Genomic DNA, 16,415 nt, shown 5'->3' on the forward strand with positions numbered 1-16,415 from the left:
GAAAACTTTTATATTTATCATAATATTTCTATTTTCGTACCTATCGAAGTTATCTGCTCAGATAGGTACATGGACTATGTATCGCAGTTATTATAATATTACAGAAATAGCTCCTGCTAAAGAAACTGCTTTTGCATTGGCATCAGGTAGTTTATTTTCATATAATATCAAAGATGGTAGTATAAAAACATATGACAAATCAAACTATTTATCAGACGTAGATATCAGTCATATCAGATATAATCCTACATGTAAAAAGCTAATTATCACATACAGCAATTCTAATATAGATTTGCTTGGGTTAGATTGTAATGTTGACAATATCTCTGACTTCTATCAGTATTCTACGACAGGTAATAAAAATATCAACCATATATACTGTTATGGGCAATATGCTTATCTTTCTACAGGTATAGGAATTATCAAAATAAATGTAAAAGATGGAAGTATCAGCAATAGTTATCTTTTAGATTTCGAAGTTAACTATTCATATATAGACGGCGATTATCTCTATGCAGCATCAGCGAGTGCAGGATTATTTCGTGGAAAACTGACAGATAATCTGCTAGACAAAAGAAATTGGATCAGAACAGGGGATTATATAAAGGTTACGGAAGATTATCTAAACGTATACGACTCAAACTCTAAATACTGGTGGACAACAACATCAGATGGTAAACTGACCTATTATACTGTAGATACAAACCAGGAACGCCAATATAAAACAGAAGGCGTACGTCCTGACGGACCTACATCAAACAGGTTCCACAAATTATATTTAAATAATGGTACTATATATGCAGTACCAGGAAGTTGGTCACAAGAAGGTGATTATAACAATCCTGGTGAAGTACATGTATGGAATGGTGATACCTGGAGTGAATTCGAACAGCCTACAAGTCAAATGATAGGTCATAATTACATAGACCTTCTCTGCATGGATTTTGATCCTAAAAAAGAAGGTCATGTTATGGTTGGTGCAAAAAGTGGACTATATGAATTTCAAAATCAGAAGTTTATAAAGAGTTACAATCGTAACAATTCCCCATTACAGTCTTGCGTAAATAGCGACGATTATCTACTGATAACAGGTATAAAATATGACAAAGAAGGTAACCTGTGGGTACTGAACAGTTCTTCAAATATAGATATCGATTATCCAATATGGAAATATACACAGAATAGTGATGAATGGACAGCATTCACTCATAATGAAATAACTGATGTATATAATGGAAATATGATTAACTTCTTTGATGTAAGTTATGACAATAGACTATGGTTTATTAATAACTGGTGGGAAAGTTGTAAACTCTATGCATTTGATCCAACTACGGATCAAATCACTCAGTATGGTCCAAACTTCATCAACGAGGATAAAACTGCCCTCAATCCAAGATTTGTACTTTGTGCCACAGAAGATAAAGTTGGTAATATCTGGTTAGGAACAACATTAGGCCCTATCTATCTTTCAAAAATGAACGTAGAAAATGAATCCAGTGAATTTACCCAACATAAAATACCACGTAATGATGGTACAAATTATGCTGACTATTTACTCTCTAATGTAGAAGTAAGATGTATAGCCGTAGATGCAGGTAACAGAAAATGGATGGGTACCACTAATAATGGAGTATATGTTATCAGCGATGATTGTAATACAGAAGTGAAACACTTTACTACTGAGAATTCTCCATTACCATCCAATTTAATAAAAGACATCATCATCATGCCTAATGGTTTGGTTTATTTTGCAACAGATCAGGGATTATGCTCATATATGAGTGATGTTACAGCAACAAACGAAGAAATGACAAAGGATAATGTCTACGCTTATCCTAACCCTGTAAAACCTGATTATACAGGCAGTATTAATATTGTAGGACTAAGCTTTCATGCAGATATTAAGATAGTATCTGTTAATGGTACGCTCGTAAACCAAGGTAAAAGTACCGGTGGAAGTTATAGCTGGGATGGTTGCGACCTGAAGGGTAGAAAAGTAGCAAGTGGAATATATATGGTAGAAACTGCTACAGAAGAAGGAGAGAAAGGAACAGTTTGTAAAATAGCCATCATACGATGATAACAGTTTGTATAGCCACCTTTAATGGTGAGAAATATATCAGAGAGCAGTTGAATTCTATCTTATTTCAGCTGTCTCTCCAAGATGAAGTCATCGTTTCTGACGATGGCTCCACAGATAATACGATTTCTATTATCAAGAGTTTTAACGATAAAAGAATAAAAATCATAGATGGTGTCTATCGTCACTCACCAACTCTCAATTTTGAAAATGCATTAAAGGAAGCCAAAGGTGACTATATATTTCTAGCAGATCAAGACGATGTTTGGAAAGATGATAAAGTGAAAATCTGTCTGAAATGGCTACAACATTACGACTGCATCATCAGCGATGCAGAAGTAACAGATGAAAATCTGAAAATTACATCACCATCGCTCTATCAATTAATGAACATAAAAAGTGGAAGAGTATATAATATCCTCTATAAAAACGGATATACAGGGTGCTGCATGGCATTTACAAAACGAGTAAAAGAGGCAGCATTACCTTTTCCTAAAGATATTCCCATGCATGATATCTGGATAGGAAATGTGGCAGCCTTTCTATATAAGGTAAAATTCATAGATGATAAACTTATCTATTTCCGCCGTCATTCCTTAACCATTTCTTGTAATGGAAAAGGAAGTAGATATTCATTATACAAACGATTGATGTTCAGAGTATCTATAGTAAAGAACATTATTTTTCTTATACACAAAATAAAAGGATTAACAACTCATTAAACATGAATATAGTATACATCATAGAAGACTATTCTGAGAATGGAGGCGTAGAAAAAATCGTTTCTATGAAAGCTAATACATTCTATCAAGAATACCATCATCAGGTTACTGTAATTTCTGTGTATGAAGATAAACGGAAACAACAGTATATATTAGACGAAGGTATCCGGCTGATTCATCTTCATGTTCCTTTTGCCAAGAAGACAAGAAATAAAGTATATAAGCTATTAAGCAGAATAATTACATTATTATTAGCAGCTTACAGATTAAATAAAACAATAAAACAGATTAATCCCGACGTAGTATTCTTTACCACTACATTGGGAGCTTTGTTATTACCTCTTTGTCATACCAAGGCAAGAAGAATATACGAATCACATTTGGCACGTTCATTCAATCCTTTTCACTCACTATTCGGATTAATGGAAAGAAAAGCTGATGCCATAGTTTGTCTGACTCATGACGATGCTAAAGAATTTCAATCGGCAAAGAATGTATACGTTATCCCCAACTTTATCAACATACCTCACCAAAAGGTAAAAGACTACAGTTGCAAAAAAGCTATTGCTGTAGGAAGATTAGAACAACAGAAAGGATTTGACAGATTGATTACCTGTTGGAAAAATGTAGCCAAACAATATCCCGACTGGCAACTCGATATTTATGGAACCGGCTCACTTTACCATATATTACAAGAGCAAATTACAAGTTTAGGATTGGAAAAACAGGTAAAATTGTGTGGCAGAGGAGAAAATATGATGGAAATATATCCTAACTATAGTTTACACGTAATGTCTTCACATTATGAAGGTCAAGGTATTGTAATGTTAGAAGCTCAAGCATGTGGTTTACCTTCTGTTACTTTCGACTTTAAATATGGAGCTAACGAAATTATTAGAGATGAAATAAATGGTATTATCGTAAGACAAAATGATAATGAAGCTTTTATCACAGCCATTTGCAAGATGATAAATTCAGAATCACTACGCCATAATCTGGGTATGAAAGCTCAAACCATGGCTATTCAATATTCTACCTCAGTTCGGGATAAGAAATAGTGCCTAAAAAAGTTGGTAATCTCCGATATTTTTTGTATCTTTGTAGTTGAAATCCAATTAGTTACAAACATAAAAAGATATCATTATGGAGATTACCAAGGACAAAGTTACAGAATTATTTTGTATTATTGATGAATTTTACAAAGTTTTTGATGCTGAAAATGCAGGAAAATTGCTTTTGGGTGAAGATGGAGTAAAGCGCAGACGACGTAAAGCCTCTTTATCTGATAGTGAAATCATGACGATTTTGCTGTATTTCCATTTCGGCTCGTTCCGAAACTTCAAGCATTATTACCTATTCTTTATTAGAGGAACTTTGAAGTCATATTTTCCAAATGCGGTGTCTTATAACCGTTTTGTAGAACTTGAAAGTCGCGTATTCTTCCCTCTCATGTTCTTCCTGAATCTCCGTGCTTTTGGCAGATGTACAGGTATAACCTTTGTTGATTCAACCATGATACCAATATGCCACAATCTCAGGCGTTATGCCAACAAAGTGTTCAAAGGCATTGCCACAAACGGAAAGGGAACAATGGGATGGTGTCATGGGTTCAAGCTACATCTGGCTTGTAATGATAGAGGTGAGATAATTGCTTTTGTTCTCACTGGTGCAAACGTTAGCGACAAAGATCCAACGGTATTCGATGTGTTGGCTAAACGTCTGTATGGTAAGCTGTTTGCAGATAAAGGATATATCTCGCAAAAACTCTTCGATTCGCTTTTTGAGGAAGGCATCCAGTTGGTAACAGGACTGAGAGTGAACATGAAGAACAAACTAATGCCGTTCTATGACAAGATGATGCTACGCAAAAGATACATCATTGAAACGATTAATGACCTGTTGAAAAATACGGCTCAGATAGTACATTCACGTCACAGGTCTGTTGCGAATTTCATCATAAATATTATTTCTGCATTAGGGGCATACTGTTTCTTTGACAACAAGCCCAAGGCACTTACTGGATACGTTATCGAAGATACGAAACAGCTTAGTCTTTTCTAACATTGCATATTTTACATGAGGATTTTGTCTCAGCAACCATCCAAGATATATAGATGGTTGCCAAGCCTCTGTGTCCCTTATATAAAAACATTATAAAGCCTTTAGATAGAGCTCGTTATCCCGAACTGAGGTAATATTCTAAATTTAACATCTTTCAAAAATGGCTAGAACTATTGAGATGTTATACTTAATTGTACATCGATTGTGAAACAGAATCTAAGGGTACGAAAGAAGGACTCAATAGATCATATTTGTCCCGATAATAAGGTGTATTAAGTTGGGATATGTGAAATACTACATTACAGATTTCATCAGTACGGAATGAACAATGAAGTGCTTTTTTGATATTATTTATAATCGCTGGATCCCACATAAAAGACTGTCCAACGAGACAAAGCCTTCTTCGTATTCATATATCTCAGAAAGTATTTAAAAATCTGCATTTCAATATATTATAAATGTTGTAAATATATTTGTTCATACTCTTTTGCCACCTTCCGATAATCATGGTATTTCATAACGAAAGCTATGCTTTGACGCGAGAGATATGATAAATGTCCAGAAGTAAAGAAAGCCTGCTCGATGATTGCTACATTCTGAGATTCAGTATACTCAGGACTCACATTGATGATAGGGCGTAATTCTGTTTCGCCAATGAACTCATAATATTCTTCCTCTCCTCCACCGATAACCACAGTACCACGTGCCATGGCTGCCAACGAATTCATGGATGGAGTATAACTGTAAAACTGATCTACCAGAACATCTGCTTCATCCAGCATCCGGCAATATTCATCATAAGCTACTCCTTCTACATATTTGAGTTCTATCTTACCAGGATATTTCTTTGCCAGAATTTCTACAAAATGAGCTATCTTTAAAGCACCTTTCAGATACTCGCGCTTAGGTTGTAAACCTACAAGCACTTTGATAACCTCACCATTCCCTTTCTGCCTGTTTTCATCTATAGCAGGAATTATCATCGGGAGAGGAATATAGTAGAGTTTTTTATGAAATTCAGAAACATCGTAACAGAGGTAATATTCATAAAGACAGGCTATCAAAGCATCAGAATGATAAGATACAGTATGCCAGCACTTATCAAACTGAGGCATGAAATGAAAAGCCATACGCTCTTTATTCTCCTCGATATTCTGTAATTTACCATTCCAAAAAGTATCAGAATAAGCTGGAATACCCTTGGCCTGTTGTCTGAACAGATGTGGGTCATCGGCAAAACAGCCTTTAATGATTCGCTTATTGGTAAGCTTGAGAAACCAGAATATCAGCATGTTCCACCAACCCATCAAAGGCACAAACTGATAGTTATGCACCTGAACAATATCATTTCCACATATCTTATGAAGATTGCAAACAATTTTCCACAACACCATAAGCCCGCTCCATCTTCCATAACGCTCCATATTACGGCGCAAGTCGATGTCACGAGGAGAGTTGTGCCAATCATTGCCGTCGGACATCAGCGTTACCTGATGTCCAAGTTCTACTAATCCCTTTTTGAGAGTATTATGTAGCAAACTAGACTCACCTACCAACAGAATCTTCATAACTTTATATGATACTTATTTAAAAGATACTTGAATATCAGAAATCTTAAGACAATTCAATATACCTATTTTCTACAATATAATCAGATTTGCGCAGTCCCATGCTTACCACCAGTTTTATGGCCATTTTCTCCAGACAGAACTTCAATGGCATCCAGCGCTTTTCTTTTTCATCACGCCAAGGACTCATCGCTTTATACTTATCGAATTCTTTTTTCCATGGATGCTTGCAGTTCTTATACCATGGTTTAGGAATACCCGTAAAATGGATGATGGCCGGATGAGCCTGAGCTTCCAATATCTGTTCATCAAATTCCCAGGAGATAAGAGAATAACGCAAATCAAACCAATACTCATTCAGTACATTATATCTGATAGGTAATACCAACTTAGAATCCTTGAACAGATAGTTCAGTACATCCTGATCATGACATCTCAACCTTTCCGTATTAGATTTCACATAATCAAAGAATTTGAGAAGGACCTGCTTTTCACGCCAATATCTCAGATTGACAATTAACATACCAGCATTGAAATAACCCATAAATTGGGGATAACGCAGGCGATTATAGTGTTCAATATTATTATTATAACTATCTGGAACAGCGGCAATTGCATAGTTTTCAACAGAAGTATTCCACAATTCAACAAGTTTATCCACAACCAGAATATCGCCATCCAGATAGATAACTTTATCAATATCAGCAGGCAGAATTTCCGCAAGATACAAACGATAATAAGTAGCAAACGAAGTTCCTACATGATCTACTTGAAAATCCAGACCAACTGGAAAATGTTTGAAAATCTCATCGCTGATAAGATAGAAATGAATTGTTTGCTGATAACGGGCAGCTATGGTTCTGATAGGATTCAATAATGCAGCAGAATTCTGATCATGCAAGAGATGTACATTGACAACTTCTCCTATGTTGCTCTCAAACAAAGAGGTCAACATGATACCGGTCGGCATGATATATTTACTATCAGTAGAACAAACTATTTCCATTTTTATGTTTTTTGTACTACTATTAATACGTAAATTAAATCTTTTTATTATCTTTGCAGTCATAAAAAAGAATAACTTATGCAGAAAGAATTAATATCAGAGATATCTTCACCATTGGTGAGTTTCATCATTACTACAAGCAACCATCAGAAGGAATATCTTGTAGAATGCATCAATAGTATCCTTCAGCTTTCGCTCAATGCCAAAGAGAGGGAAATAATTCTCGTTGATGATGGTAGCGATGAACTGGTAGCCAGCCAGATAAAAGAGTTGCTGGATAACCTGCTCTATTTAAGAATACCCGGCTTAGGCAGCAGTATGGCACGCAACTATGGCATGTACTTAGCCAAAGGGAAATACATCCAGTTTATAGAAGGAGATGATTATCTTCTTCAGCCAACCTATGAACATTGCCTTGACATCGTGAGATTCCATAATCCAGATATCGTTACATTCTGTTTCAGCAAGGATGATACAGGAGAACCGTCTTACGAACTCCCTACCCCAATCAGCGGCACAAAATACCTCAACAACAATACCCTTTTAGGCTCAGCCTGTTCCTATATATTCCGCCGCGCCATTGTGGGTAGCTTGCTGTTCTCACCAAACATCAGTTTTGGCGAGGACGAGGAATTTACACCACAACTCTTCTTACGGGCAGAACGAATATTCAAGACTCAGACCTCACCTTATTATAATAGAGTGGATAAATACGCGCCTGGCGAATTAGAAAATAAGGATAAGATAGATATCCACATGGACAATAAACTGGAGGTGATTCTACATCTTCAGAAGTTGCTCGATACGGTTCCTGTAGCAGAGCGCCAGGCACTCAACCGCCGTATAGCCCAGCTCTCGATGGATTATCTGGTTAACAATATCCGTTTGAAGCATTCATTGATATCCTTGAATCATGCGATCAGAGAATTAAGGAAACACGGATTATATCCTCTTCCGAACAAAGAATATACCAAGAAATATATGATGTTCAGAAAGATGATAAGTACATACGTAGGACGAATTGCACTTCTCTTTCTTATCAAGAAATAAATGAATGAAGGCATAAAGATTTCTCCCATCCGGATAAGCATACAGAGGAATAAGAGAAAATCCTATATAAACAAAAATAGAGCATTCAAATCACTTGAACGCTCTATCTTTATAATTAGATTAAATTTTCTAATATTATTTGTATAAGTAAAAGATGATGAAATGACGTTTCACAACGTCCGTTTGTTTTAACTGATGCAAAGATACGACGATTTTTGTCTATAAAGTCGTAAATTATACATTTTATGGTAGCGAAATATGATTTTTTCACCCATAAAAAACAAATTTTACCACTAATCTTATAATTTTCACCACATCATTCTACGATAGTGATAACATCTTTTCTATTGGTTTGATCGCTTTTTTCGCTATTTCAGGAGCCACTTCAACTGTTGGCCAACCAAATTTCAATGCATTATATATCTTCTTGAGCGTATTCATCTTCATATACTCACACTCATTGCAGCTGCAACCTACTCCACCCTCGCTTACCTCTGGAGGTACGGGATAGAAAATTACGTTAGGACAATTACGCTCCAGCTCATGCAGGATACCAGCCTCTGTAGCGATAATATACTCCTTGATTTCAGGATGCTCTTGGGCATAATGCAACATGGTGGCTGTAGAGCCCTTTACATCAGCTACAGCAAGTACTGGTGCCTTACACTCCAGGTGAGCCATCACAACAGCCTCAGGATGCTTCTGCTTCAGTTTAACTATAGCCTCTACAGAGAATTTCTCATGTACATGGCAGCCACCGTTCCAAAGCAACATATTGCGGCCTGTAATGCTGTTTATATAGTTACCGAGATTATAGTCTGGACCAAAGATGATTTTTTCGTCCTGTGGGAAACTGTCAATCACCTTCTTGGCATTACCGCTTGTCACTACACAATCAGTTAGCGCCTTCACTGCAGCCGTGGTGTTTACATAACTCACAACCTTATATCCTGGATGCTCTTCCTTGTACTTTTTCAAATCCTCAGCCTTACAGCTGTCAGCAAGCGAGCAACCAGCATTCAAGTCAGGACAGATCACAATTTTGTCAGGACTCAAGAGTTTGCATGTCTCAGCCATGAAGTGCACGCCACACATAACCATTAGCTGGGCATCGGTTTCTGCAGCTTTACGAGCCAAAGCCAGAGAGTCGCCAACAAAGTCGGCGATGTCCTGAATCTCACCTACCGTATAGTAGTGGGCGAGGATAATAGCATCTTTCTCCTTGCAAAGCTTTCTGATTTCAGCTTTCAAGTCCAAGGCTTCGTCAACAGGTTCGTCAACGTATCCTTTCTCAATCCATTCTTTTTTCACCATAACATTCATATTATATTTCTTATTTTTTATTTTTTTAAAAGAGAATATAGAGATGATGATATGCCGTGGATAAGTGGATAACATTCTGCATAAAAACTTGCGTATTTCGTTATCCAAGTCTTATTCCAGTTTATCCGCAGAGGCCTTTGAAATCTTTTTCTTGTCTCTTAATGCATTAACCGGTTTATCAACATTTCCCCAATTCGGTGCAAAGTTAATAAGTTTATATCTTTTTTCGGTCAAAAACTGCGAAAAAGTTTCTAAAAACTTAATAATATCTATGTGGATATCCTCTTTTTGTTGGTTTGAGATAGGTATGTGTGGATATTTACAAACTTATTAAAAAGTTATTATTGGGATTTTCCGTACACTTATCCACGCTTTTGTGGAAAACAAAAAAGAGCAGAAATCCATCAGGATATTCTGCTCTCTGGTCTGAGTTATTTATATGGTTGGTTTTGGTTATAGGATTTTCATCTGTTTTTTTCTATTCAATACCTATTTATCAATAGTTCGTTAATAATTCAATAATGTGCTAAGCAGCTATACGCTGTAAGCACGAGAGATCTTTGAAAATCTTGCTAATTAAAGTTCGGTTCGGGGTGTACCCGCTTGCTTTAAAAATTCGTTTCACCAGATAAATGTTGGTCATCAGTGACTTGAATGAAGACATAGAATATTTCATTCCCATCTCCTTCATAGTTACCTTGGCAACATTTAGTGATGTGAACGAAGCATTGAAAGCAAAATCGAGTTTCCACTTATCGCGAGCCTGGCAGTCCATAAGACCAGTATAGCCTTTGGCGTCACGAAAGCAAAATTCGATCTGGAACCTGGTTCTATAATAAAGAAGTACTTCTTCACCCGAAAGTGAGGTGTCTGTAGAGAAGAATAGTTTCTTCTTGCCATTCGGCATCTGCCAGATGACAAGTCTAACTTTACACCTGAGTGCCTTGGAATAGGCTATCAAAGTATAAGCTGTTCCTTCTATATCTTTCATCTCCATCTTCTCCATTCGAGTGAGGTCAAAATTCTTCATATCAATCTTGCCATCCTTGGTCTTTGGGCGACCACGTTTTCCAGTACGTGGACCAGCATAGACATAAAAGAGACAAGCATTGTCACGAAAGCGGCTTATCAAAGAGAACCCTTCTTTCTTTATCCCATTAACAAATGTACTTGTAGAGAAGTAAGCATCTGCAACTATGAGGGTTGAGAGTTTAAGAAGTTCCTTGCGGTAACGCTTAATGACGCTGATATAGAAATCTACCATAGTCTTGTTTCTAAGACTCAGTTCTTTATTACTTAGCGACTGGTGTGCTTTTAACATCATGCAGTCTTTGGCATCAATATCAATGAGGCCAATACCCATGATTTCGAGACCATGTTTAACAGACTGTGCACATCCCGACCAAAAACGACCGATATGTGGAGTCTTCTTGCCAGCTTTGCTGATGTAGCTGGGATCAATGGCAATAGCCCATCTTCCCTGTTTACCAAAGAAGCGCTTGGCAAGTGAGACATTAAGTTTGAGCCAGTCAATGCTTTTCGACTTTTTTAAGCCGAATGCGTTGCGATAGGTTTGCTCAACATGCGAGCCATACCTCCCCATTTGGGTGAAATTTATCTTTCTTGGTATTACCATGAACAAAATTATCACCTCGATGAGTATTTTCTCGAAACTTTTTGTTAACTTTGCAGCCGAATCTTCAACTGCATCTTTAAAGATATCCATATATTGGTCAAGTCCTGTATTCATATAATTTTGCGTTTGTCGTGATTTGCAAAGTTACTGAAAATCAGCGACTTGACCAACTTTTTATAGTTAAGTTTTCATAAGAATTTCTTAATATAAGTTATTGATTTACAGACGATTAAATATTAATTTAACGCAGTATTGATTTATATATAGGTTTCTGATATATTATTATATATAGAAGTTCTGATTCCCTATCTTTTGTTCAAAACAGAATCAATTTTTTCTGTTACCAGTTCAGGAGAGATATTCTTCATACATGCGAAGTCTCCCCTAGCGCAAGGCTTGTTACCATAGATACTGCAAGGGCGGCAAGGTAAGTCAAGCTGTACGGCATTGGCAGGATCCTGATGCCAGCCCATGAAACCTGCGTATGGATGGGTAGCTCCCCAGATGCTTACTACAGGAGTGTTTACAAGCGATGCCAAGTGCATATTGGCACTATCCATGCTCACCATAACGTGCAGATGACTAATCAGGATGAGTTCCTGTTTCAATCCGTTAAGATGAGAAGAAGCGTTAATGAGCTGTGGATACTTCTCAGCCCAGTCGTTCATCACTGGTGTTTCGTCTTTACCTCCACCGAAAAGGAAGATATGAGCGTGTGGATGATTGTGGATAAGTCGCTGGATAACTTTTTCCATCAGTTGTATCGGATATATTTTTCCCTCGTGTGCAGCGAAGGGAGCAATACCAATCCACGGCTCTGTTATGTGCTTGTCTTCTAGTGAGATAGCGTTCTCTCCTACTCCGAACACCTCCTGTGGTAAGATACTTAAATCTCCTTGTTTTCCATCCCCATAGATAGATGTGAAATCCATGTGGATAGGATATCCAAGTTGTGCAAAAACATCAGCATAGTTTTGGAACGATGTAGGTTGCTGCACAAGTTTTTTACCATTAGAAGCTACCAGCTTGCGTTTTCCCTTGCGATGTTTGTCAATATGTGCAACCTTGAAGTTATCCAGGTTGAAGCGCATACGCAGATAATCGGAACGCAGCACGCTATGTAAATCGGCAATTGCTGTAAACTGTTTGGCTATCAATCGGCGATAGAGTGCGTTGAGTCCTTTCACCCCTTTGTACTCCTCCTTTATATCAGCTTCCATAAAGCCAACGTTAGGAGCCAAGTCTTCAAAGAAAGGACGGGCAAAGGGACGACTGAGCACAGTAATTCTAACTTTCGGGTATTGTTTGGCCAAAGATTGAATTACAGGTACGGTCATGGCTACATCGCCCATGGCTGAAAATCTAATTACCAGGATATGCTCAGTTTTCATCGTTTTTTTCTTCTATATATAATATAAGGTGAAAAAAGAGAGCCATACCTCTTATTATATAATAAGGTATATGCGCTCTCCTATCTGTTTTTTTATTTCTTGTAGAGTACAGGATTTGTTGAAGGATCGTTGTACATCTTCATCTGTCGGTAAACCTTCATGTATTTGCGTCCAGCCTCGATATCTTCCAAGAGTTGGTCGATAGCTGTAGAAAGGTCTACCTGCTGTTCCAGGAGTACATCCAGTTTGGCTTGGCATTTCGCTTTGTGCTCAGCCGAAGCTTCCGGGCGTTCCACCTGCTCCTTCATGTGATAAATCTTGAGGGCAAGAATACTCAAGCGGTCAACAGCCCATGCAGGACTCTCAGTGTTGATGCGTGCATCATCCAGAACCTTCACGTCTTTGTATGTTTCGCGGAAGTAAGTATCGATTTGCTCAACGAGGTCAGTTCTGTCCTGGTTGCTCTTGTCGATTCTGCGCTTTAATACGAGTGCTTCAGCCGGGTCTATCTGAGGATCACGGATAATATCCTCGAAATGCCACTGTACAGTGTCAATCCAGCACTTCAGATAAAGGCAGTTCTCGATGCTACCTTCCTGGTATGGATTATTGATTGGTGTATCAATGTTGTCTTTGATATGATAATCGGCTATCGCCTGATTAAATATCTTATTGGCTTTTTCTGTAAATGTCATAATGGATTTAAATGTTTAATTAATACCGTACAAAAGTAACAAAATAATCTGAAACGACCAACAAAAAAGGAAAAAAATGCCAAAAATATGCACAATTAGGGGGTGTTTGTGCACAATAATGCACTTTTTTCGCCAAAATATTTGTTTATCTCAAAAAAAAAGTGTTCCTTTGCACTCAGATTTTTAATTAGAAATTGATTTATAAACATTTTAAAAGTTACAATTATGTCAGAAATTGAAAGCAAAGTAAAGGCAATTATCGTTGATAAACTCGGTGTTGATGAGGCTGAAGTTAAGCCAGAGGCAAGCTTCACAAATGATCTTGGTGCAGATTCTTTGGATACTGTAGAGTTGATCATGGAGTTTGAGAAGGAGTTCTCTATCTCTATCCCAGACGATAAGGCTGAGAAGATTGCTACTGTAGGTGACGCTATCTCTTACATTGAGGAGAACGCTAAGTAATTTAGCAGCTAAATTATACTAAATGGAATTAAAGAGAGTTGTTGTAACAGGTCTCGGTGCTGTGACTCCAGTTGGTAATACTCCTGAGGAAACTTGGGAGAGCCTCCTTGCTGGTAAGAGCGGTGCTGCGCCTATTACTCATTTCGATACAACCCTTTTCAAGACCAAGTTCGCTTGCGAGGTTAAAGGCCTGAACATCAATGATTGGATTGATCGTAAGGAAGCTCGCAAGCTTGACCGTTATACCCAGTTGGCTATGATTGCTGCCATGCAGGGTGTAAAGGATGCTAATATCGATCTTGAGAAGGAAGACTTGAACAACGTTGGCGTTGTATTCGGTGTAGGTATCGGTGGTATCAAGACTTTCGAGGATGAGGTGAAGTACTATGGTACTCACGAGGAGAATGGTCCTAAGTTTAACCCATTCTTCATCCCTAAGATGATTGCAGATATCGCTTCTGGTCAGATTTCCATCCACTTTGGATTCCACGGACCAAACTATACTACTACATCTGCATGTGCTTCTTCAAGCAATGCATTGGCTGATGCCTTCAACCTGATTCGTTTGGGTAAGGCAAACATCATCGTTAGCGGTGGTGCAGAGGCTGCTATCTGCGCTTGTGGCGTAGGTGGTTTCAATGCTATGCATGCGTTGTCAACACGTAATGATGACCCAGAGCATGCTTCACGTCCGTTCAGCGCAAGCCGTGATGGATTTATTATGGGCGAGGGTGCAGGTTGCTTGATTCTCGAGGAACTTGAGCACGCTAAGGCTCGTGGTGCGAAGATTTATGCTGAGATGGTAGGTGAGGGCGAGAGTGCCGATGCTTATCACATCACAGCATCTCATCCTGAGGGTCTTGGTGCTAAGCTCGTTATGGAGCGTGCACTTGCTGATGCCAATCTGAAGCCAGAGGACATTGACTATATCAATGTTCACGGTACATCTACCCACGTAGGTGATATCTCAGAGGCTAAGGCTATCAAGGCTGTCTTCGGTGATGCAGCTTACAAGCTCAACATCAGTTCTACCAAGTCAATGACTGGTCACCTCCTTGGTGCTGCTGGTGCAGTAGAGGCTATGGCTTGTGTTCTTAGTGTGAAGAACGATATCGTTCCTCCTACTATCAACCACGAAGAGGGTGATGATGATCCAGAGCTCGATTACAACTTGAACTTTACCTTCAACAAAGCTCAGAAGCGTGAGGTTCGTGCTGCATTGAGTAATACTTTCGGATTCGGCGGTCACAACTGCTGTGTAGTATTCAAGAAGTATGCTGAATAATTTTATAGATAGGATAAAGCTCTCTTTCCGCAAGGATAAAGAGCTTTATTTGTCTTTATATGAAATCCTCGGTTTTTATCCTCACGACATCAGCTACTACAAGATGGCGCTGTTGCACAAGAGCATCATGCACCGCAATTCTAAGGGAAAACCAGTGAACAATGAGCGGTTGGAGTTCTTGGGTGATGCGGTTTTGGATGCTGTAGTAGGAGATATCGTGTACCAGCATTTCCCTGGCAAGCGTGAGGGATTCCTTACCAATACCCGAAGCAAGTTAGTGCAGCGTGATACGCTGAATAAACTGGCACAGGAAATGGGCATCAACCAGCTGATTCTTTCTAATGGACACAGTTCTTCTCATAACAGTTATATGGGAGGAAATGCGTTCGAAGCTTTGGTAGGTGCCATTTATCTGGACCGTGGTTACGATGCCTGCATGTATTTTATGCAGAAACGTATTCTGGCACAAATGATAAACATCGATAAGGTGGCTTATAAGGAGGTTAACTTCAAGAGCAAACTCATCGAATGGAGCCAGAAAAACCGCGTGAAGCTGGATTTCGTTATGCTAGACCAGCAAAAAGACAAGAATGGTAGCCCGATTTTCACCTATCAGGTTGTACTCGAAGGTGTTGAAGGTGGAGTAGGAAAGGGCTATTCCAAGAAGGAAAGCCAGCAGGTGGCTTCTAAGACTAGCTTGGAAAAACTGCGCAAAGAACCACAGTATATTGATGCTGTGTTCACAGCTAAGGCTAACCGCACCAAGATGGAAGAGGAACCTGTTGAAAACGTGCCTAACACAGAAGTGAAAGACGATTTCATCATCTCGCAGGATGCTGATGCACAAAACGCACCGGTAGAGGAGAAGCACATCAATGTTTTCAAAGAGGAGGTTTTCACAGAGAAATCTGCCGAAACTGCCCAGGAAACTGAAGTGCAGGTCGAGATGAAGGATGAAAAGAAGGAGAGTGATGAGTTCGATTTGAGCGACATCACGGCTCAGCCTAAGGAATTATCAAGAGAAGAGATTATTGCCGCTGCCGAAGCGGCAGCTTTCGGTAACGATGAGTAAACTGTATCTCTTTCCGGATAGAAAATACGATTTAACAGAAGACTCCCATAAGATGGTAAAT

14 protein-coding genes are annotated in these 16,415 nt (G+C 38.5%); 8 read left to right on the forward strand and 6 right to left on the reverse strand.

Annotation, left to right across the window (positions count from 1 at the left end):
- The first annotated feature begins 76 nt into the window (after window positions 1-76).
- The 4 genes from KUA48_RS08975 to KUA48_RS08990 all read left to right on the forward strand — a co-directional run bounded on the left by KUA48_RS08975 (window position 77) and on the right by KUA48_RS08990 (window position 4,866).
- Window positions 77-2,083, forward strand: a complete 2,007-nt coding sequence (locus KUA48_RS08975; RefSeq protein WP_153079267.1) for a Por secretion system protein — start codon at window positions 77-79, stop codon at window positions 2,081-2,083.
- Window positions 2,080-2,805, forward strand: coding sequence for a glycosyltransferase family 2 protein (locus KUA48_RS08980; protein ID WP_153079266.1), 726 nt, complete (start codon window positions 2,080-2,082; stop codon window positions 2,803-2,805). The genes KUA48_RS08975 and KUA48_RS08980 overlap by 4 nt, the downstream gene beginning before the upstream one ends.
- A 2-nt stretch (window positions 2,806-2,807) precedes the next feature.
- The gene (locus tag KUA48_RS08985) at window positions 2,808-3,863 is read left to right on the forward strand and encodes a glycosyltransferase family 4 protein (RefSeq protein ID WP_218433721.1); all 1,056 of its coding nucleotides are present in this window, start codon (window positions 2,808-2,810) and stop codon (window positions 3,861-3,863) included.
- A gap of 85 nt (window positions 3,864-3,948) precedes the next feature.
- Window positions 3,949-4,866, forward strand: coding sequence for an IS982 family transposase (locus tag KUA48_RS08990; protein WP_118142112.1), 918 nt, complete (start codon window positions 3,949-3,951; stop codon window positions 4,864-4,866).
- A 452-nt stretch (window positions 4,867-5,318) separates the two neighbouring features.
- On the opposite strand, the gene KUA48_RS08995 is transcribed toward KUA48_RS08990, so the two are convergent.
- Together KUA48_RS08995 and KUA48_RS09000 are read right to left on the reverse strand one after the other, a co-directional pair.
- Window positions 5,319-6,434, reverse strand: coding sequence for a glycosyltransferase (locus KUA48_RS08995; RefSeq protein ID WP_153079264.1), 1,116 nt, complete (start codon window positions 6,432-6,434; stop codon window positions 5,319-5,321).
- 46 nt (window positions 6,435-6,480) lie between these two features.
- Window positions 6,481-7,440, reverse strand: a complete 960-nt coding sequence (locus tag KUA48_RS09000) for a glycosyltransferase family 8 protein (protein WP_194252379.1) — start codon at window positions 7,438-7,440, stop codon at window positions 6,481-6,483.
- Between the two features lie 78 nt (window positions 7,441-7,518).
- On the opposite strand from KUA48_RS09000, the gene KUA48_RS09005 reads away from it, so the two are divergent.
- Window positions 7,519-8,490 (forward strand): glycosyltransferase family 2 protein, encoded by a 972-nt coding sequence (locus tag KUA48_RS09005; protein ID WP_153079262.1) that lies wholly within the window; start codon window positions 7,519-7,521, stop codon window positions 8,488-8,490.
- Between the two features lie 321 nt (window positions 8,491-8,811).
- Here KUA48_RS09005 and nadA read toward each other — a convergent pair whose 3' ends face one another.
- The 4 genes from nadA to KUA48_RS09025 form a co-directional block, all read right to left on the reverse strand.
- Window positions 8,812-9,804, reverse strand: a complete 993-nt coding sequence (nadA, locus tag KUA48_RS09010) for a quinolinate synthase NadA (protein WP_153079261.1) — start codon at window positions 9,802-9,804, stop codon at window positions 8,812-8,814.
- 535 nt (window positions 9,805-10,339) lie between these two features.
- Window positions 10,340-11,563, reverse strand: a complete 1,224-nt coding sequence (locus KUA48_RS09015) for a transposase (protein WP_369503211.1) — start codon at window positions 11,561-11,563, stop codon at window positions 10,340-10,342.
- A gap of 191 nt (window positions 11,564-11,754) precedes the next feature.
- Window positions 11,755-12,840: a glycosyltransferase family 9 protein gene (locus KUA48_RS09020; RefSeq protein ID WP_118254459.1), complete on the reverse strand. Its 1,086-nt coding sequence runs from the start codon at window positions 12,838-12,840 to the stop codon at window positions 11,755-11,757.
- 92 nt (window positions 12,841-12,932) lie between these two features.
- Window positions 12,933-13,535: a DUF4254 domain-containing protein gene (locus KUA48_RS09025; RefSeq protein ID WP_118152293.1), complete on the reverse strand. Its 603-nt coding sequence runs from the start codon at window positions 13,533-13,535 to the stop codon at window positions 12,933-12,935.
- A gap of 225 nt (window positions 13,536-13,760) precedes the next feature.
- Between KUA48_RS09025 and KUA48_RS09030 the strand changes: the two genes are divergently transcribed.
- The 3 genes from KUA48_RS09030 to rnc are packed head-to-tail and all read left to right on the forward strand — an operon-like array spanning window position 13,761 to window position 16,354.
- Complete coding sequence (locus KUA48_RS09030) at window positions 13,761-13,997, forward strand: acyl carrier protein (RefSeq protein ID WP_006848240.1); 237 nt, start codon at window positions 13,761-13,763, stop codon at window positions 13,995-13,997.
- Window positions 13,998-14,019: 22 nt separating this feature from the next.
- Entirely contained in the window at window positions 14,020-15,282 is a 1,263-nt protein-coding gene (gene fabF / locus KUA48_RS09035) for a beta-ketoacyl-ACP synthase II (protein ID WP_006848241.1), read from the forward strand.
- On the forward strand, window positions 15,272-16,354 hold the full coding sequence (gene rnc, locus KUA48_RS09040) for a ribonuclease III (RefSeq protein WP_117728223.1): 1,083 nt from the start codon (window positions 15,272-15,274) through the stop codon (window positions 16,352-16,354). Before fabF ends, rnc begins: the two co-directional genes overlap by 11 nt.
- Window positions 16,355-16,415: the final 61 nt, after the last annotated feature.

Origin of the sequence: Segatella copri (assembly GCF_019249795.2) — a bacterium.
Lineage (GTDB): Bacteria > Bacteroidota > Bacteroidia > Bacteroidales > Bacteroidaceae > Prevotella > Prevotella copri_B.